Source organism: Intestinimonas sp. (assembly GCF_026169115.1).
Classification (GTDB): domain Bacteria; phylum Bacillota; class Clostridia; order Oscillospirales; family Oscillospiraceae; genus Intestinimonas.
In genome coordinates this window covers 1-19,259 of sequence record NZ_JAPFEA010000079.1, presented here as the reverse complement: position 1 = coordinate 19,259, position 19,259 = coordinate 1, and the positions used below count along the sequence as shown (strand labels likewise).

General features: G+C 65.3%; 12 protein-coding genes. 7 read left to right on the top strand and 5 right to left on the bottom strand.

Annotation, left to right across the window (positions count from 1 at the left end; genetic code table 11):
- Positions 1-136: 136 nt before the first annotated feature.
- Positions 137-541 (top strand): HAMP domain-containing sensor histidine kinase, encoded by a 405-nt coding sequence (locus Q0Y09_RS07360; protein ID WP_297719839.1) that lies wholly within the window; start codon positions 137-139, stop codon positions 539-541.
- A gap of 75 nt (positions 542-616) precedes the next feature.
- Here the strand turns inward: Q0Y09_RS07360 and rlmD are convergent, their stop codons facing one another.
- On the bottom strand, positions 617-2,239 hold the full coding sequence (gene rlmD / locus Q0Y09_RS07355; RefSeq protein ID WP_297719834.1) for a 23S rRNA (uracil(1939)-C(5))-methyltransferase RlmD: 1,623 nt from the start codon (positions 2,237-2,239) through the stop codon (positions 617-619).
- Between the two features lie 13 nt (positions 2,240-2,252).
- Positions 2,253-3,050 (bottom strand): DUF3298 and DUF4163 domain-containing protein, encoded by a 798-nt coding sequence (locus Q0Y09_RS07350; RefSeq protein WP_297719831.1) that lies wholly within the window; start codon positions 3,048-3,050, stop codon positions 2,253-2,255.
- A gap of 218 nt (positions 3,051-3,268) precedes the next feature.
- Between Q0Y09_RS07350 and secA the strand changes: the two genes are divergently transcribed.
- From secA to Q0Y09_RS07330, 4 genes are all read left to right on the top strand, one after another.
- Positions 3,269-6,037, top strand: a complete 2,769-nt coding sequence (gene secA, locus Q0Y09_RS07345) for a preprotein translocase subunit SecA (RefSeq protein ID WP_297719827.1) — start codon at positions 3,269-3,271, stop codon at positions 6,035-6,037.
- Positions 6,038-6,528: 491 nt separating this feature from the next.
- Positions 6,529-7,338, top strand: coding sequence for a peptidoglycan editing factor PgeF (pgeF, locus tag Q0Y09_RS07340; protein WP_297719823.1), 810 nt, complete (start codon positions 6,529-6,531; stop codon positions 7,336-7,338).
- 67 nt (positions 7,339-7,405) lie between these two features.
- A complete protein-coding gene (locus tag Q0Y09_RS07335) occupies positions 7,406-8,941 on the top strand; it encodes an ABC transporter substrate-binding protein (protein ID WP_297719818.1) in 1,536 nt (511 codons plus the stop codon).
- Positions 8,942-8,989: 48 nt separating this feature from the next.
- Entirely contained in the window at positions 8,990-12,691 is a 3,702-nt protein-coding gene (locus Q0Y09_RS07330; protein WP_297719815.1) for a phosphoribosylformylglycinamidine synthase, read from the top strand.
- An 85-nt stretch (positions 12,692-12,776) separates the two neighbouring features.
- Here Q0Y09_RS07330 and Q0Y09_RS07325 read toward each other — a convergent pair whose 3' ends face one another.
- Both Q0Y09_RS07325 and Q0Y09_RS07320 read right to left on the bottom strand, forming a co-directional pair.
- Positions 12,777-13,484, bottom strand: coding sequence for a GNAT family N-acetyltransferase (locus tag Q0Y09_RS07325; RefSeq protein ID WP_297719811.1), 708 nt, complete (start codon positions 13,482-13,484; stop codon positions 12,777-12,779).
- A gap of 2 nt (positions 13,485-13,486) precedes the next feature.
- The gene (locus Q0Y09_RS07320) at positions 13,487-14,623 is read right to left on the bottom strand and encodes a HAMP domain-containing sensor histidine kinase (protein WP_297719808.1); all 1,137 of its coding nucleotides are present in this window, start codon (positions 14,621-14,623) and stop codon (positions 13,487-13,489) included.
- A 193-nt stretch (positions 14,624-14,816) separates the two neighbouring features.
- On the opposite strand from Q0Y09_RS07320, the gene Q0Y09_RS07315 reads away from it, so the two are divergent.
- Positions 14,817-16,082: a putative DNA modification/repair radical SAM protein gene (locus tag Q0Y09_RS07315; RefSeq protein WP_297719806.1), complete on the top strand. Its 1,266-nt coding sequence runs from the start codon at positions 14,817-14,819 to the stop codon at positions 16,080-16,082.
- A 12-nt stretch (positions 16,083-16,094) separates the two neighbouring features.
- A complete protein-coding gene (locus tag Q0Y09_RS07310) occupies positions 16,095-16,880 on the top strand; it encodes a TIGR03915 family putative DNA repair protein (RefSeq protein ID WP_297719804.1) in 786 nt (261 codons plus the stop codon).
- Positions 16,881-17,209: 329 nt separating this feature from the next.
- On the opposite strand, the gene Q0Y09_RS07305 is transcribed toward Q0Y09_RS07310, so the two are convergent.
- On the bottom strand, positions 17,210-19,259 hold a 2,050-nt coding region (locus tag Q0Y09_RS07305; RefSeq protein ID WP_297719801.1), incomplete at its 5' end, for a 2-oxoacid:acceptor oxidoreductase family protein.

Sequence of the window (19,259 nt, the reverse complement as noted above, 5' to 3'; positions counted from 1 at the left end):
TATGGTAAGGTGTTTGTAGTGACTCATAGGATGCTGCCCCTTTCTTGGCTGTCCACAAACACCATTTTAGGGCATCACCGCCTATGAGTCACTCCTTTTTTACCTATCTCCATGTGTTGCACTTGAATTGTAAATCTTGATTTTTGAAAAATTGGAAATTGCGGCCCAGGCGAAAAACCTCCGGATAGAATTCTCCTTTCCAGATGATTTTACAGTCACAGCGGATGAGAGCCGGATCGCTCAGGTTATTGAGAACTTTGTCACCAACGCCGTCAAGTATACCGCTACTGGCGGCCATGTGAACGTGACCATCCAAAACAGAAATGGAAAGACTACCTTCTCTATAGAAAACGAGAGTCCGCCGCTGTCTGACGAGGCGCTTCAAAAGGTTTGGGACACATTCTATCGTGTGGATGAATCCCGATCCAGCAGCGGAACGGGCCTGGGGCTGGCCATCGCAAAGAGCATCATTGAACTGCACGGAGGCAAGTGTTACGTTCAAAATACAAAAACAGGTGTAAAATTTTCCTTTACCATTTAACCGATGATGATCCACATAAAGAAAGGCAAGACTACCACAACAATGCTCGGTAGTCTTGCCTTCTTTTATCAGTTCTCAGATCATTCCAAAATACTTCAATGCCGCTGTAATTGCCGCTTCCTTTTCGGGCGGACATTTCGGCTGCCTGGAATTTTCAGATTTTGGCTTGTTGTAGTTCTCACGCTCAATAATACCGTACTTCTGCTTGACCTGGGCGATGTATAAGTGACTGACTTTCAACCCGGTATGCTCCAGCACATACTCTCTGATTTCCTCATAGGTAGCCTTGCTCTCCGCCGCCGTCAAATCCAGCTCATCCAGATTCAACTCCACCTCAATATGCTGCTTGGTATTGAGTTTGGACAAAAGTACAACCGTCTCCACATGGGCGGTACGCGGAAACATGTCCACCGCCACGGCGGTTTGGGCGGCATAGCCCAGCGCGGCAAAGCGGGAGAGGTCCCGGGCCAGGGTAGCGGGGTCACAGGAGACGTAGACCACCCGCTGGGGGGCCATTTGGGCGATGGCGTCCACCACCTCGGGGGCCAGCCCCTTCCTGGGCGGGTCCACGCAGATGACGTCAGGCCGCAGCCCCTCCACGGCCAGCCGGGCGGCGGTGTCGGCGGCGTCGCCGCAGAAAAATTCCGCGTTGGTGATGCCGTTGCGCCGGGCGTTGGCTCTGGCGTCGTCCACGGCGGAGGGGACGATCTCCGCCCCGATGACCCGGCCGGCCCGCCGGGCCATGGCCAGGGAGATGGTGCCGATGCCGCAGTAGAGGTCCACCACCGTCTCCTTGCCGGTGAGCCCCGCCAGCTCCACCGCCTTGCCGTAGAGGACCTCACACTGGTCCCGGTTCACCTGGTAGAAGGAGGGCACCGAGATGCGGAAGGTGAGGCCGCAGAGGGTGTCCTCCAGAAAATCCCGGCCCCACAGGGTGCGCAGCTCCCTGCCCAGCACCACATTGGTCTGCCGGGTGTTCACGGACAGCACCACCCCGGCAAGCTCCGGGGCGGCGGAGCGGAGGGCGTCCAACAGCTCCCTTTCATGGGGGAGGGCCTGGCCATTGACCACCAGGCAGCACAGGGCCTCGGTCCGGGAAAAGCGGACAAAGAGGTGCCGCACCAGCCCGGTGTGGGTCTTCTCATCGTAGGCGGGGACGGCGTACTCCGCCATCCACCGCCGCACCGCCTCCGCCAGGGCGGAGGCGGTCTCCGGCTGGAGCAGGCAGTCCTCCACGTTCACCACATCGTGGCTCCGGGCCCGAAAGAAGCCGATCTTCGGCCCATCCTTCCCGGCAGCCACCGGCAGCTGCACCTTATTTCGATAACGTTCCGTATTTTCTGCACCTAAAATCACAGAAACCGGCAGGTCCAGCCCTCCCACCCGGCGGATGGCGTCCTCCACCCGACGGCGCTTGGATTCCAGCTCGGCGGCATAGCTCATATGCCGGAACTGACAGCCGCCACACTTCGGGTACTGGGGACAGTCGGGCGTCAGCCGGTCAGGGGAGGGCGTTCTGTGCCCCACCGCCTTGCCCCAGATGGCGGAACGGCCCACCTTCAAAATGAGAGTATCGCACACCTCGCCGGGGAGCCCGCCGGCGACAAAGACCACCTGGCCGTCCAGATGGGCGATGCCCTCGCCGTTGAGGCCGATGGACTCGATGGTCAGGGGAAGGACGTCATTTTTCCTGGGCATGGGAACACCTCATTTATGTTTCAGATGGGACGGGCGAACTGGCCAGCAGGTCCTGGAGGTCGGCATAGGGAAGGGTGAACTCCAGCAGGCCGGCGGCATAGGGGGCCAGGGTGTCGGGCTGGTAGTAGATCACCAGGCCCTCGTCGTTGAGATAGAAGTAGTCCTCGTTCAGCTCGGCCTCCAGGCTCTCCTGGGCGTAGCCGGCGTCGGCCCCCTTTCGGGCCAGCAGGTCCAGCACCCGGGTCCGGGCGGCGTCGGGATCGGTGAAGCAATCCCACAGGGCCAGCTTCTCCCCGGTGGCGAGGTCGAAGGTCTCGGAAAACTGGAAATTGGCCGGATGGGCGGCGCCGGTCACCGAGTTGGCGTAGTAGCTGCGGGCAACGCTGACCAGGCCCTCCGTCTGGAGGGTGAGGCGATAGCTCATGGACTCGCCGTAGGGCAGGAACTCCTCCCCCATGGCCTGGGCCACCTCGTAATCTCCGGCGGCATAGCCGGAGAGTTCCGCAGCGTCGCTCAGGTAGGCCATGCCCTCGGCGGCGTAGTAGTCCCGGATCTTCTGCCAGGCGGGCGACTCGGCGGCATTTTCAATGTCGGGGAAGCGGTAGTCCACCGACATGACCACCGTGCCGTCGTCGGCGGTAAATTCCTTGGTAAAAAGCTGGTCGGCCCACACCGGCGCCGCAGTCTCTGCCGAGGGCGCGGTCTCCGTAGGGACGGGGGTGGGGCTGGGCGTGGGCTCGGTCTCCGCAGGGGCGCAGGCGGCCAGGGAGAGGGCCAGGACGGCGGTAAGAAGCAGCGTTTTGATGCGCATAGGGACCTTCCTTTCTGTCTCAGGCAGACGGCATCGATCTGGCAACATTGTACCACAAGCCCGCCGCTCCGGCTACCACCTTTGCAAAAAAGCCGGGGTCTGAGAACATTTCCACAGGCGGCGGGGGATTTGTTTATAATTTTGTCTTTTTTCTTCTGGCTGGGTATGATATACTAAGCTGATGATTCCAGAACCAATTAGGAAAGGTGAACGATAACATGGGTCTGCTGAAGAAGCTCTTTGGTACCACCTCAGAGCGGGAAGTAAAGGCGATCTCTCCCATCGTCGATAAGATCGAGGCCCTGGACGCCGAGTACTCCGCCCTGACGGACGAACAGCTCCAGGCCAAGACGCAGGAGTTCAAGGACCGCTATCAGGCCGGCGAGAGCCTGGACGCTCTGCTGCCCGAGGCTTTTGCGGCCTGCCGTGAGGCCGCCTGGCGGGTGCTGGGCATGAAGCCCTACCGGGTGCAGCTCATCGGCGGCATCATCCTCCACCAGGGCCGCATCGCCGAGATGAAGACCGGCGAGGGCAAGACCCTGGTGGCCACCCTCCCCGCCTACCTCAACGCCCTCACTGGCCGGGGCGTCCACATCGTCACGGTGAACGACTATCTGGCCAAGCGCGACTCGGAGTGGATGGGCAAGGTCTACCGCTTCATGGGCCTTACCGTGGGACTGGTCATCCACGGGGTCATGGGTGCGGACAAGCACCGGGCCTACGACGCCGACATCACCTACGGCACCAACAACGAGTTCGGCTTCGACTACCTCCGGGACAACATGGCCATCTACAAGCAGGAGATGGTCCAGCGGGACCACGCCTTCGCCATCGTGGACGAGGTGGACTCCATCCTCATCGACGAGGCCCGCACCCCCCTCATCATCTCCGGCCAGGGCGATGAGTCCACCCAGCTCTACACCATCGTGGACAGCTTCGTCTCCCGCCTCAAGTGCAAGGTGGTGGCCAGCGTGGACACCAAGGAAGAGGAGGACCCCAACGAGGACGCCGACTATATCGTGGATGAGAAGGCCCGCACCGTCACCCTGACCGCCAACGGCGTGGCCAAGGCGGAGAAGGCGTTCAACCTGGAGAACCTGGCCGATCCGGAGAACTCCACCCTCTCCCACCACATCAATCAGGCCATCCGGGCCAGAGGTCTCATGAAGCGGGACATCGACTATGTGGTCAAGGACGGCGAGGTCATCATCGTGGATGAGTTCACCGGCCGGCTCATGTTCGGCAGAAGGTACTCCGAGGGCCTGCACCAGGCCATCGAGGCCAAGGAGCACGTCACTGTGGCCCGGGAGTCCAAGACCCTGGCCACCATCACCTTCCAGAACTATTTCCGTCTTTATGACAAGCTCTCCGGCATGACGGGCACCGCCATGACCGAGGAAGACGAGTTCAACGGCACCTACTCCCTGGATGTGGTGGAGATCCCCACCAACAAGCCCCAGGCCCGCATCGACCACCACGACGTGGTCTACAAAAACGAAAACGGCAAGTACCGGGCCATCATTCAGCAGATCAAGGAGTGCCACGAAAAGGGACAACCGGTGCTGGTGGGCACCGTCTCCATTGAGAAGTCGGAGCTCCTCTCCGGCCTTTTGAAGAAGGCCGGCGTCAAGCACAACGTCCTCAACGCCAAAAATCACGAGAAGGAAGCCGAGATCGTGGCCCAGGCCGGCAAGCTCGGCGCCGTCACCGTGGCCACCAACATGGCCGGACGCGGCACCGACATCATGCTGGGCGGCAACGCGGAATTTTTGGCGAAAAACGATTTGAGGAAGGCCGGGCTCACCGATGACCTCATCGCCGAAGCCACCGGCTTTGCCGAGACGGACAACCAGGATATTCTAAACGCCCGGAAGATGTTCTCCGAGGCCGAGGCCAAGTACAAGGCCGAGATCAAGCCCGAGGCCGACAAGGTCCGGGAGGCAGGGGGGCTCTTCATCCTGGGCACCGAACGCCACGAGTCCCGCCGCATCGACAACCAGCTCCGTGGCCGTGCCGGCCGTCAGGGCGACCCCGGCGAGAGCCGGTTCTACCTCTCCCTGGAGGACGACATCATGCGGCTCTTCGGCTCTGAGCGGGTCATGGGCATGATGGAAAAGCTGGGCGTGGACGAGGATACTCCCATTGAGCAGAAGATGCTCACCAACGCCATCGAGTCGGCCCAGAAGCAGGTGGAGTCCAAGAACTTCCAGCAGCGCAAGAGCGTGCTGGAGTATGACGACGTCATGAACACCCAGCGCGAGGTCATCTATAAGCAGCGCCGGCAGGTCCTGGACGGCGAGGACATGAAGGCCAGCATGGAGAACATGATCCGCACCACCATCCACAACGCCATCCAGGGCCGCATGGGCGAGCTCAAGCACATGGACGCCGAGAGCTTCCGGGAGGCGGTCGCCCCCTTCCGCGGGGTCTTCCTCCTGCCCGACGAGCTCAAGCTCACCGACGAGGAGCTCCAGAAGTATTCCGCCGAGGACCTGTGCGGTCTGGTGGAGGAGCGGGCCTTTGACGTCTACCAGAAGAAGGAGCAGCTCCTGGGCAGCCCCCTCATGCGCGAGGTGGAGCGGGTGATGATGCTCCGGGTGGTGGACGAATACTGGATGGACCACCTGGACAACATGACGGAGCTGCGTCAGGGCATCGGCCTGCGGGCCTACGGCCAGGAGGACCCGGTGGTGGCCTACAAGCGCGAGGGCTACGAGATGTTCGAGGAGATGATCGCCGCCATCCAGGAGGAGACCGTGCGGCGGGTCTTCATCGTCCGCATCCAGGCCAAAAACGGCGAGGGCTCCGTGGAGCGCAAGCGGGTGGCCAAGGTCACCGGCACCTCCGGCGGCAGCGACGGCACCGTCAAGCAGCAGCCCGTGGTCCACAAGGGCCAGAAAATTGGCCGCAACGACCCCTGTCCCTGCGGCAGCGGCCTCAAGTGGAAAAAGTGTACCTGTAAAGAATATCATCCCGACCAGCAGTAAGGCACAAAAGGCACCCGCGCAGCGGGGACGGCGGTCACGCCGTTCAAGCGTTTTCACCGTCAGGTGAAAACCTTGGGCCTGGGCGGATCCACTCCGCCCAGGCTGAGTGAAAAAAAGGGTCCCCACGGGGCCTACCCCGTGGGGAAATACCACCCCGAGCAGGAGTAAGGCACGAAAGGCATCCGCGCCCCATTGGCGCAGCGCCCCCTTATTCGCGGGGCGCGGCTTCCCAGACGCGCCCAATGGCTCCCTCCCTGAGGGAGCTGTCGCCACAGGCGACTGAGGGAGCGTCCCGGAACGGAACGGGGAACCGGTCCCCCATCTGTGGGGTGCGTCAAACCACCCCTGATACGCCCCCTCATCCGGCGGCTGACGCCGCCACCTTCCCCCCTGTGTGGGGAAGGTCATCCAGTGCCCGCATTGGCACGGATGGGAGAAAGCAGGCAACCATTCCCGTGACAAGCCCCCTTTGATCCAGAAAGGAGCACCCTTTGGAGATCCACGACAAGACCCGCGCCGGCGTCACCTACCTGTCGGCGGAAGCCTTTGAGCACGCCGGCGGCGTCGCCCACGGCTTTTCCACCCGGCTGGGCGGGGTGAGCACCGGCATCTACGAGAGCCTGAACCTGGGCTCCACCCGGGGCGATGACCCTGAGCACGTCCGGGAGAACTACCGCCGGTTCTTCGCCGCCACCGGCGCCGACCTGAGCACGGTGGCCATGACCAACCAGGTCCACAGCGATGTGGTCCGCCCTGTCACCACCGCCGACATCAAGGCCGGACTGCTGGACCCGGAGCCCTACGAGGCCGACGGCCTGGTCACCGACATCCCCGGCGTGGCCCTGGTCATCTTCAGCGCCGACTGTCTGCCTATCCTCCTCTATGACCCGGTCCGCCGGGTCATCGCCGCCGTCCACGCCGGCTGGCGGGGCACCGCCTCCGGCATCGTGGAGCGGGCAGTGGAAAAAATGGCCTTTTACGGCTGCCGGCCCGAGGACATCCTGGCCGCCATCGGCCCTGGCATCTCCCAATGCTGCTTTGAGACCCACGAAGACGTGCCCAATGCCATGACCGCCGCCCTGGGCGTCCGGGCCACCCCCTTCCTCTCCCCCATTGAGAACGGCAAGTTCAAGGTGGACCTGAAGGGGCTCAATGCCATGCGTCTGGAGCGCGCCGGTCTGCGGCCTGAGCACATCTCCGTCAGCAGCGAGTGCACCTCCTGTCTGCCGGAGAAGTACTGGTCTCACCGCGCCACCGGAGGCGTCCGGGGCAGTCAGGCCGCCGTCATTCAACTTCTATAACCCGAAAGAGCGAAAAGAGGGATATCGGTCTCCGCTTTTCGCTCTTTTCCATACCTAGGAGCCGACTATGAAACCATTCCGTCTCACCGCCCTGGTCCTCGCCCTGGCCCTGTGCTCCGGCTGCGGCGCACCGGCGCCGTCGCCCACGCCCACCCCCTCCGCTCCGCCGGAGACGTCGGCGGCAGAGGCCGCCGTCCCCTTCACCCTCCCGCGCACCGCCGGGAGTCTCCACCCCATCCTGAGCACCGACAAGGTGAACACCGCTCTGGCGGGACTCATGTGGGAGGGACTTTTCGCCCTGGACCAGACCTTCACCCCTCAGCCCCGGCTGTGCCAGCACTACTCTGTCAGCGAGGACGGTCTCACCTGGACCTTTTCTCTGCGCAGCGGCGTCGCCTTCTCCGACGGCTCTCCCCTCACCGCCGCCGACGTGACGGCCTCTCTGGAGCTCTCCCGGTCTCCCCAGTCCCGGTTCGCCGGGCGTCTGAACGGCGTGAGCGGCATTTCCGCCCAGGACGGCGCCGTGGTGCTCACCCTCAGCGCCCCCAATGCCGCTCTGCCCGCCCTGCTGGACATCCCCATCGTCAAGGCCGGCTCAGATGAGGTGCCTCCGGGCACCGGCCCCTACCGGTTCACCGAGACCGACGCGGGCGCGGCGCTCACCGCCCGGGCCGACTGGTGGCAGCACCTCTCCCTGCCGGCGGAGACCATCCCCCTGGTGACCATCCAGGCCGCCGACGACCTCATCTCCGCCTTTGACACCGAGGCCATCTCTCTGGTGACCGCAGACCTCACCGGCACCAACGCCCTGGGCTTTGCCGGGGACCACGCCGTGTGGGACTACCCCACCACCACCATGGTCTTTACGGGCTACAACTGTCAAAGCGGCCCCTGTGCCAACGCCGCCCTCCGCCGGGCCCTGGACCGGGCCTGGGACCGCACCACCGTGGCGGTGGCCCTCTATTCCCGCCATGCCCAGGCGGCCACCCTCCCCCTGCACCCGGTCTGCGCCGACTACGACCAGACTCTGGCCCAGCGCCGGGACTACTCCCCCCAGGTCTTTGCCCAGCTGCTGGAGGAGGCGGGCTATGTCCGGAAAGAGGATGGTCTCTGGTACCAGGGCCGACGCCCCCTTTCCCTCACCCTCGTGGTGAACACCGACAACACCTTCCGTCTGTCGGCGGCGGAATACCTGGCGGGGGAGCTGCTCCGCTCCGGGGTCCAGGTGGAGCTGCAAAAGCTCTCCTGGAGCGAGTACCAGCAGCGTTTGACTACCGGCGACTTTGACCTCTATCTGGGGGCGGTCTCCATGACCGCCGACTTTGACCCCACGCCCCTCCTGGCTCCCGGCGGGAGCCTGAATTTCGGCGGCTATCAGAGCGCCGGCACCCTGGCTCTGCTCTCCGCCTGGCGCTCCGCCGCCGGAGCCGCCCGGAAAACCGCCGCCCAGGCCCTGTGGACCGACCTGGAAAACCAGGTCCCCTTCTCCACACTGTGTTTCAAAAACCAGTCCGTCCTCACCCAGTGGGGGACGGTCAGCGGTCTGGCCCCCACCCAGCAAGACCCCTTCTACGGCATCGAACACTGGCGCTTCGGGTCCTGACCCTGCGCCATGACCAGAAAGACAACTATCACGAGGGAGGAAATACCCATGGGAGAAGTATTTCGCTGTTTTGTAGAAAAGAAGCCGGGCTTTGACGGCGCCGCCCGGGCCCTGTGCCGGGAGCTCACCGAGACGGTGGGGGTCCGGGACCTCGCCGGCGTCCGCATCCTCAACCGCTATGACGTGGAGGGCGTCACCGGTCAGGTCTACGCCTCCGCCCGGACCTCCGTGTTCTCCGAGCCCCAGGTGGACGCGGTGTATGACGAGGTCTGCCCCGTTCCCGACGGCCCCCACGCCGTGCTGGCCGTGGAGGCCCTGCCCGGCCAGTTCGACCAGCGGGCCGATTCGGCGGCCCAGTGTATCCAGCTCATGACCGGCGGGGAGCGTCCCACCGTCCGGGCCGCCGCCGTCTATCTGCTGCTGGGCAGTCTCACCGACGCGGACATGGACGGGATCAGGGCCTATCTCATCAACCCCGTGGAGGCCCGGGAGGCCGCCCTGGACAAGCCCGAGACCCTGACGCAGACCTATCCCATCCCCCAGTCGGTCCAGGTGCTGGAGGGCTTCCGGGCGCTGGACGAGACCGGGCTCCGCTCCGTGCTGGAGGAGTACGGTCTGGCCATGGACCTGGCCGACCTCACCTTCTTCCAGTCCTACATGAGGGACGAGGAGGACCGGGACCCCACCCTCACCGAGCTGCGCCTAGTGGACACCTACTGGTCCGATCACTGCCGCCACACCACCTTCTCCACCCACATCGACTCCGTGGAGCTTCTCTCCCCCGAGGTGGAGCGGGCCTACCGGCTCTATCAGGCCGCCCGCCTGGAGGTCTACGGCGAGGAGAAGGCCAAGACCCGGCCCGAGACCCTCATGGACCTGGCCACCATCGCCGCCAAAGTCCTCAAGAAGCGGGGCGTCCTCCGGGATCTGGACGAGAGTGAGGAGATCAACGCCTGCTCCGTCCATGTCACCGCCAAGGTGGACGGGGAGGACCAGGACTGGCTCCTCATGTTCAAGAACGAGACCCACAACCACCCCACGGAGATCGAGCCCTTCGGCGGCGCGGCCACCTGCATCGGCGGCGCCATCCGGGACCCCCTCTCCGGCCGCTCCTACGTCTATCAGGCCATGCGTGTCACCGGCTGCGGCGACCCCCGGGCTCCTCTGAGCGAGACCCTGGAGGGCAAGTTGCCCCAGCGGAAGCTGTGCACCACCGCCGCCGCCGGCTACTCCTCCTATGGTAACCAGATTGGTCTGGCCACCGGCCTGGTCAGCGAGATCTATCACCCCGGCTATGTGGCCAAGCACCTGGAGGTGGGTGCCGTGGTGGGGGCCGCTCCGGCCTCCAACGTGATCCGGGAGCGCCCCGCCCCCGGGGACAAGGTCATCCTCCTGGGCGGCCGCACCGGCCGGGACGGCATCGGCGGCGCCACCGGCTCCTCCAAGAGCCACGACCTCAAGAGCCTGGACACCATGGCCTCCGAGGTCCAGAAGGGCAACGCCCCCGAGGAGCGCAAGCTCCAGCGCCTGTTCCGAGACCCCGAGGTCACCCATCTCATCAAGCGATGCAACGACTTCGGCGCGGGCGGCGTCAGCGTGGCGGTGGGCGAGCTGGCCGACGGCCTGGACATCGATCTGGACGCCGTGCGGAAGAAATACGACGGCCTGGACGGTACAGAGCTGGCCATCTCCGAGAGCCAGGAGCGCATGGCCGTGGTGGTGGCCGAGGGCGATGTGGATGCCTTCATCGCCGCCGCCAGCGCCGAAAATCTGGAAGCCTATGTGGTGGCCACGGTCACCGAGTCCCCCCGGATGGTCATGCGCTGGAACGGCTCCGTCATCGCCGACCTTTCCCGGGAGTTTCTCTCCTCCAACGGCGCCGACAAGCACACTACGGTGGTGGTGCCCCCGGCGGAGCTGGGCCTGCCCTTTGCCGGCGCGGGGCTCCGGGAGCTCTGCTCCGACCTGAACCTGGGGCTCCAGCGGGGCCTGGGAGAGCGGTTCGACAGCACCATCGGCGCCGCGTCGGTGCTCATGCCCTTCGGCGGCAAGACCCAGAGCACCCCCACCCAGGCCATGGCCGCCCTGCTCCCCGTGGGACCCGGCCACGAGACCGACACCTGCTCCGTGATGGCCTGGGGCTTCCGGCCCCGGTGGATGGAGAAGGACCCCTTCCACGGCGCCGGCGTGTCGGTCATCGACTCGGTAGCCAAGCTGGTGGCCGCCGGCTGCGACCCCACCCGGGCCTACCTCTCCTTCCAGGAGTACTTTGAGAAGCTGCGCAGCGACCCCGTCCGCTGGGGCAAGCCCTTTGCCGCCCTGCTGGGGGCCTTCACCGCCCAGATCGGCCTGGGCGTGGCCGCCATCGGCGGCAAGGACTCCATGTCCGGCTCCTTCCTGGGCCTGGACGTGCCCCCCACCCTCATCTCCTTCGCCATCGCCCCCGCCAGCGCCGGCGAGGTCATCACCCCCGAGTTCAAGGAGGCCGGACACCCGGTCTATCTCTTCCATCCCAAGTACAGCGGCGACTACGGCGACCTGAAGGCCCTGTGGCTGGACTTCCACCGGCTGTGCCAGGAGGGCCATGTGAAGGCCGCCTGGGCCGTCACCGCCGGCGGCAGCGCCGAGGCCGTCATCAAGATGTCCTTCGGCAACCGGGTGGGCTTCACCTCCGACGCCCGGCTGGAGGGCGATCCCTTCTGGATCACCACCCCCGGCGCCATCGTGGCCGAGTGCGACTGCCCCGTTCCCGGGGCCCGGCTGCTGGGCTACACCGCCAGCGAGCCCATTGTCTCCCTGCCCAATGACACCGTCCCCATCGACGAGCTGCTCTCCGTCTCCGAGGGGGTGCTGGAGGGGGTCTATCCCACCCGCACCCCGGCCTCCGGCGACGTGCCCACCCTCAGCTATGAGGGGCGCTCCCCCGCGGTTTGCCGCCACAAGACGGCCCGTCCCAAGGCAGTCATCCCCGTCTTCCCCGGCACCAACTGCGAGTATGACACCGCCAGCGCCTGCCTCCGGGCCGGCATCGACCCGGAGATTGTGGTGGTCCGCAACCTGAGCGCCGACCTCCTGGCCCAGTCGGCCCAGGCCCTGGAACAGGCCATCCAGTCCGCCCAGATGATCGTTCTCCCCGGCGGCTTCTCCGGCGGCGACGAGCCCGACGGCTCGGCCAAGTTTATCTGCTCCTTCTTCCGCAACCCCCGGCTCACCGACGCCGTCCACGACCTGCTCAAGAACCGGGACGGCCTGATGCTGGGCATCTGTAACGGCTTCCAGGCCCTGGTCAAGCTGGGTCTGGTGCCCTACGGCGAGATCCGTCCCGCCATGGATGACACCTGCGCCACCCTTACTTACAACGACATTGGCCGCCACCAGAGCCGGTATGTCACCACCCGGGTGGCCAGCGTGAACTCCCCCTGGATGCTGCGGAGCCAGGTGGGCGACCTCCATGCCATCCCCATCTCCCACGGCGAGGGCAAGTTCGTGGCCCCCCAGCCCCTGCTGGACCGGCTCATCGCCAATGGTCAGGTGGCCACTCAGTATGTGGACCTCTCCGGTGCCCCCTCCATGGACATCTCTGCCAACCCCAACGGCTCGGTCTGCGCCATTGAGGGCATCTTCTCCCCCGACGGACGGGTCTTTGGCAAGATGGGCCACTCCGAGCGCCGGGGCGAGCACCTGGCCAAGAACATCCCCGGCGACAAGTTCCAGCCCATCTTTGAAAGCGGCGCGGCCTACTTCGCGTAAGGTCCCCGCCCTGTCCCTGGAAAAGCAATGCAAAAACCGCCCCTTCCGGCGCAGCAGCGCCGGAAGGGGCGGTTTTGTGTCCAGGTCACCCTATGAGCCAGAACAGTCTGCTTTGGGAGACCGCCATGCCCAGCTTCCGCTGGAGTCCCAGGGAGGCGGTGTTGCCGTCGATGACCTGGCCGAAGGGGATCTGTCCCCGCTCCAGGGCCAGGTTGATGGCCGCCTGCTGGAGGATCTCCCCCAGGCCCCGGCGGCGGTAGGCGGGCAGCACCTCCAGCATGCCTATGCTCCCCTCGTCGTGGAAACCCACAAAGCCGGCGGGCTCTCCCTCCACAAAAGCGCCTACCATGCCCCGGTCCACCGCCCGCTCCATGTAGGCCGCGCCCCCAAAGTCATGGCTGTAATGGGCACACAGCCAGGCCGTCCAGGACCGGTCCAGAAGCCGCAGCTCCCCGCCAAAGTCAGGGATGGGCAGGGGCTCTCCGGCCAGATAGGCCGATGAATAACAAACCTCCACCTCCGGCAGACCCAATCGCTCTCTGGCCAGATCAAACCAGGCCATGTCGTGGCCCACAAAGAGATCGCACCCCGCCGGCAGCCGGTCCAGGAGGGATCCCGCCGCCGCCGGCTCCGCCGCCAGCATCCAGGCGCCGCAGCCCGTGTCATAGAGGAGGACGCCCCCCTCCTCCACGGTCAGGGCCTCGGCGCTGCCACGCCGGAGGACCTCCAGCATGTTGGCGTGGAGGACCGTGTCCCGCTCCAGCCAGGCCCTGGCCTCATTTCTCTGCTCCATGGTCACTTCTCTCCCTCCTCCGCCAGGGGGATCCGGATCACAAAGCTGGTCCGTCTCCCGTCGCTCTCCGCCCGGATGGTCCCGCCGTGGCGCTCCACGATCTCCCGGGCGATGGCCAGCCCCAGCCCCGCCCCGCCGGTGCGGGTGGACCGGGCCTGGTCCAGGCGGTAAAACTTCTGAAAAATATTGGTGAGCTCCTGTTCCGGGATCTCCAGCCCCTGGTTCCGAATGGCGATCTCGGCCCAGCCCGCCCGCTCCGCCGCCTGGATCTCCACCTCTCCCCCAGGGGCGCTGTAACTCACCGCGTTGCGGAGCACATTGTCGAAGACCCGGGCCAGCTTGTCGGCGTCTCCCCGCACCGTCAGGCGCTGGGCAATGTCGCACCGGCAGGTGAGGTCCTTTTCGGCAAAGGCAGGATAAAATTCATCGGAGAGCTGTTCCAGCAGCAGCGAGAGCTGAATGGTCTCCCGCCGCTCCCCCAGGGCGGCAAAGTCCATCTTGGTGATGTCGAAAAACTCACCGATGAGCTCCCCCAGCCGGTTGGCCTTATCCAGGGCAATGGCGGTGTACTTGGCCCGCTGTTCCTCCGTGAGACCGGGGTCGTCCCGGAGGAGGTTCAGATACCCCAGCACCGAGGTGAGCGGGGTCCTCAGATCGTGGGCCAGAAAGGCCACCAGATCCTGCCGGCGCTGCTCCGCCTCCCTGGCCTGGGCCCGTCCGTCGGCCAGACTGGATTGGAGAGACCGCAGGTCCCGCTCCAGTGGGGCGAGCTCCCTGGGCAGGGTGACCGGCTCCCCCGTCTCGTCCACCACCTGGTGGACGGCACCGCCGATCCGGTCCAGCCACCGGGTGAAGCGGCCCAGGACCATGTAGAAGGCCCCCAGCAGATAGACCACCGCCAGGCCGGCCACCCAGTAAAGCCAGCCCTCCCGGAACAGGCGTCGGTACACCCCCTGGGCGGCGGCCTCCTCCATGCCGAAAAGGCCGCGGCACAACATTTCCACCCCCTGGGCCATGGCCTGTCCCCAGAGGCAGTCGGCCACCTGCCACAGGACCACCGTTGCCGCCAGGGCGCCCAGCGCCCCCGCCGCCGCCATCAGCAGCAGCTTTCTCTTCAGTCGGTCATACTGCCTGTCCATGTCCCCCTACCTTTCCCGGCTCCGCCTGGAAATCAGACGCTCGCGTCCCCATTATACCCTCTGCCGTTCTCTACTGCAAGCGCGGTCCCAAAGCCTGGACTTTTTCTTCGCCCCTGGGGCTTCTTTCCGGTTGACGTCGGCCCGTCCCGGTGCTATCATAATAGTACAAATGTTCGATTTCGGAGGGACGACCATGGAGCTCCTGGACAAGCTGACCATTCTGGCCGACGCCGCCAAGTACGACGCCGCCTGCACCTCCAGCGGCGTGGGCCGCGCCGGGCGGGGCGGCATGGGCTCCGCCCTCCCGGCGGGGTGCTGCCACTCCTTTTCCGCCGATGGCCGGTGCATCTCCCTCTTGAAGGTCCTCATGACCAACCGCTGCCGGTACGACTGCGCCTACTGCGTCAACCGCCGTTCCAACGACGTGCCCCGGGCCGCCTTTACCCCCAGGGAGCTGTGCGAGCTCACCATGGGCTTTTACCGCCGCAACTACATCGAGGGGCTCTTCCTCTCCTCCGCCGTCCTCCGTGACCCGGACTACACCACCGAGCAGATGATCGCTGTACTCACCCTTCTCCGGGAGGGCTGCGGCTTCGGCGGCTACATCCACGCCAAGGCCATCCCCGGGGCCGACCCCCTCCTCACCCACCGGCTGGGCCTGCTGTGTGACCGGCTGAGCGTCAACATCGAGCTGCCCAGCCAGCGCAGCCTGGCCCTCCTGGCCCCGGACAAGACCCGGGCGTCCATTTTAGGGCCCATGGAGCAGATCCGGGACGGCGTCGCCCGCTCCCGGCAGGAGCTGGTCCGGTACCGCCACGCCCCCCGCTTTGCCCCGGCGGGCCAGTCCACCCAGATGATCGTGGGGGCCACCCCGGAGACCGACCTTCAGATCCTGCGGCTGAGTCAGGGGCTCTATCGGCGCTACCAGCTCAAGCGGGTCTTCTACTCGGCCTACATGCCGGTATCCGACAGCAACCTCCTCCCCGCCCGGCAGGGGTTCCGCCCGCCCCTCCTCCGGGAGCACCGGCTCTACCAGGCCGACTGGCTGCTGCGCTTCTACCACTTCGACGCCGGGGAGCTGCTGGACGAGGACCACCCCCACTTCGACCCCCGGCTGGACCCTAAATGCGGCTGGGCCCTCCGCCACCCGGAATTCTTCCCCGTGGAGGTGAACCGGGCCGACTACGAGGCCCTGCTTCGGGTGCCCGGCCTGGGGGTGACCTCCGCCCGGCGCATCCTGGCCGCCCGTCGGGCGGGACCCCTCACCTTCGAGGGGCTCAAGACCTTGGGGGTGGTCCTCAAACGGGCCCGGTACTTCCTCACCTGCTCCGGGCGGTGCGCCCCCGGCGCCGCCCGACTCCGGCCAGAGGACCTCTTTTTCCGCCTGGCCGACCCCCTCCCCGGCCAAAGCGCCGGGGCGCTGCCGGGTCAGCTCTCCCTCTTCCCACCCGCCATCTGAAAGGAGGACCCCATGTCCCAGCCTGTCCAGTTTCTCTACCTCTACGACGGCAGCTTTGCCGGCTTTCTCACCTGTGTCTTTGAAAGCTACGCCAGAGCGGAGGAGCCAGCCTGTTTCTCCCTCTTTGACGACCCCCGGACCGCCCTGTGGCCGGAGCGGGCAGTGGAGACCGATCGGGAGAAGGCGGAGCGGGTCTACCGCTCCCTGAGCCGCAGAATCTCCCCAGAGGTCCAGCGGTGGGTCCGCCACGGCTTTCTCACCTGCGCCCCGGAGAAGGAACGGCGGCTCTATGATTTCATCCGCCTGGCCTACCGGGCGGGTCCCGCCGTGATCCGGGACCTCACCGATCCCCGGGTGGCTCCCCTCCACACCGCCCTCCTCCACCTGTGGAAGGAGGCCCACCTCTTTCAGGGCTTTGTCCGCTTCTCTGACCAGGGGGGTATCCTCTGCGGGCAGATCAGCCCCAAAAACCGGGTCCTCCCCCTGCTGCGCCCCCACTTCTGCGCCCGGTTCCCCCGGGAGCGTCTTCTGCTCTATGACCGCACCCACAGGGAAGCCCTTCTCTACCAGCCCCGGCAATGGGCCATCCTCCCCATGGAGGACCTCCAGCTGGCCGACCCGAGTCAGGAGGAGCTGGCCTATCGACAGCTGTGGCGGCGGTTTTACGACACCATTGCCATCCGGGAGCGGGAAAACCCCCGGTGCCGCATGACCCACATGCCCAAGCGGTACTGGGACGACATGACCGAATTTCAGACCGACGGGGCCGCCCCCGGCACGGCTCTGGCCCGGACATAGGTCTGCGCTGACATAGACAAAAAGCGCCGCTAACAAAGTAGATATACGCCAGATCTTATATAGGAGCCTCGCAGAGTTCCGTCGTCCGCAGACGACGGAACAAAATAAAAATCTGTTTTTTCCGAGGACATGTGCCTTGGAAAAAACACTGCTCAGCCTGCAAGCGTGCGAACGCAGTGAGTGCGACGCAGCAGGCTGTAACTCCTTCGAGCGCGTGCAAGCACGCGCGAGAGATGCTGTCGACAAAGTCGACAGCATCAAAAAACGCCCGCCCTTCTGTAATGGAAGGGCGGGCGTTGTGCTTATGTCAGGGAATCACGCGGCGAAACTCAGGCGTAGAGCTCCTGGAGCTTGAGCAGGTGCTCGTAGCGGGCCTTGGCCAGCGCCTCGTTCTCCTGGAAGAGCTTCTCGGCGCGGTCGGGGAAGGCGCGGGTCAGAGCGGAGTAGCGGGCCTCGTTCATCAGGAACTCCTGATAGCCGCCGGCGGGGGCCTTGGAGTCCAGGGTGAAGGGGCTCTTGCCCTCGGCCTTCAGAGCGGGGTTGAACCGGAACAGGTTCCAGTAGCCGCACTCGACGGCCTTCTTCATCTCGCTCTGGCAGTTGGTCATGCCGCCCTTGATGGAGTGCATCTCACAGGGGGCGTAGCCGATGATGAGGGAGGGGCCGTGATAGCTCTCGGCCTCGTTGATGGCCTTCAGGGTCTGGGCGGGGTTGGCGCCCATGGCCACCTGGGCCACGTACACATAGCCGTACTGCATGGCGATCTCGGCCAGGGACTTCTTGGGCATGGTCTTGCCGGCAGCCGCGAACTGGGCCACAGCGCCCACGTTGGTGGCCTTGGAGGCCTGTCCGCCGGTGTTGGAGTACACCTCGGTGTCGAAGACGAAGACGTTGACATCCTCACCGGAGGCCAGGACGTGATCCAGGCCGCCGTAGCCGATGTCGTAGGCCCAGCCGTCGCCGCCGAAGATCCAGATGGACTTCTTGGCCAGGAACTCCTTGTGCTCCAGGATCTCCTTGGCGTAGGGGCAGCCCTCGGCGGCAGCCTTCTCGGCAGCGGCCAGCAGCGCCCTGGCGGGCTCGGCATTGGCAGCGCCGTCGTCCTTGGTCTCCAGGAACTTCTCGATCTCCGCCTTGGGGGCGCGCTCATCCTTGCTCCACTCGGTCAGCATGCCGATGAGACGGTCGCGGAGGGCCTTCTGGCCGTAGAAGAAGCCAAGGCCGTGCTCGGCGTTGTCCTCGAAGAGGGAGTTGGCCCAGGCGGGACCGTGGCCGGCCTTATTGACGGTGTAGGGAGAGGTCGCAGCGGGGCCGCCCCAGATGGAGGAACAGCCGGTGGCGTTGGAGATATACATCCGGTCGCCGCAGACCTGAGTAATCAGGCGGGCATAGCTGGTCTCGGCGCAGCCGGCGCAGGAGCCGGAGAACTCCAGCAGGGGCTGGTTGAACTGGCTGCCCTTGACGGTGGTGGTGTCGGCCATGTCGGCCTTGTCGGAGACCTTGGCCACCATGTAGTCGAAGACGGCCTGCTCGGCAGCCTGGGACTCCTGGGGCACCATCTCCAGGGCATTCACGGGGCAGACGCCCACGCAGACGCCGCAGCCCATGCAGTCCAGGGGGCTCACGGCCAGGGCGAACTTGTAGACGCCCTTGCCCTTGCCGGCCTTCACGTCCACGATCTTGGCGTTGGCGGGGGCGTTCTTGGCCTCCTCCTCGGTCAGAGCGTAGGGACGGATGGTGGCGTGGGGGCAGACGTAGGAACACTGGTTGCACTGGATGCACTTGGTGGCGTCCCACACAGGCACGTTGACGGCCACGCCGCGCTTTTCATAGGCGGCGGCGCCCTGCTCGAAGGTACCGTCGGCATGGCCCTCGGCGAAGGCGGAGACAGGCAGGCTGTCGCCGTCCATGCGGCCCACGGGCTCCATGATGTCCCGGACCATCTTCACGGTGGCGGCGCGGCCCTCCAGCTGCTCGTCCTTCTTCTCGTCCACGGCGTTGGCCCAGTCGGCGGGCACGTTGAACTTCTTGAAGGCGGTGGCGCCCATGTCGATGGCCTTGTGGTTCATATCCACCACGTCCTGGCCCTTCTTCAGGTAGGAGTGGGTGGCGGCGTCCTTCATGTAGCCGATGGCCTCGGCCTCGGGCATCACCTTGGCCAGCTTGAAGAAAGCGGACTGGAGGATGGTGTTGGTGCGCTTGCCCATGCCGATCTTGGCGGCCAGGTCGATGGCGTCGATGGTGTAGACCTGGATGTTGTGCTCGGCAATGTAGCGCTTGGCCACGGCGGGCATGTGCTTGTTGATCTCCTCATCGCTGCACTGGCAGTTGATGAGGAAGGTGCCGCCGTCCTTCACGTCCCGGAACATGGGGAAGACC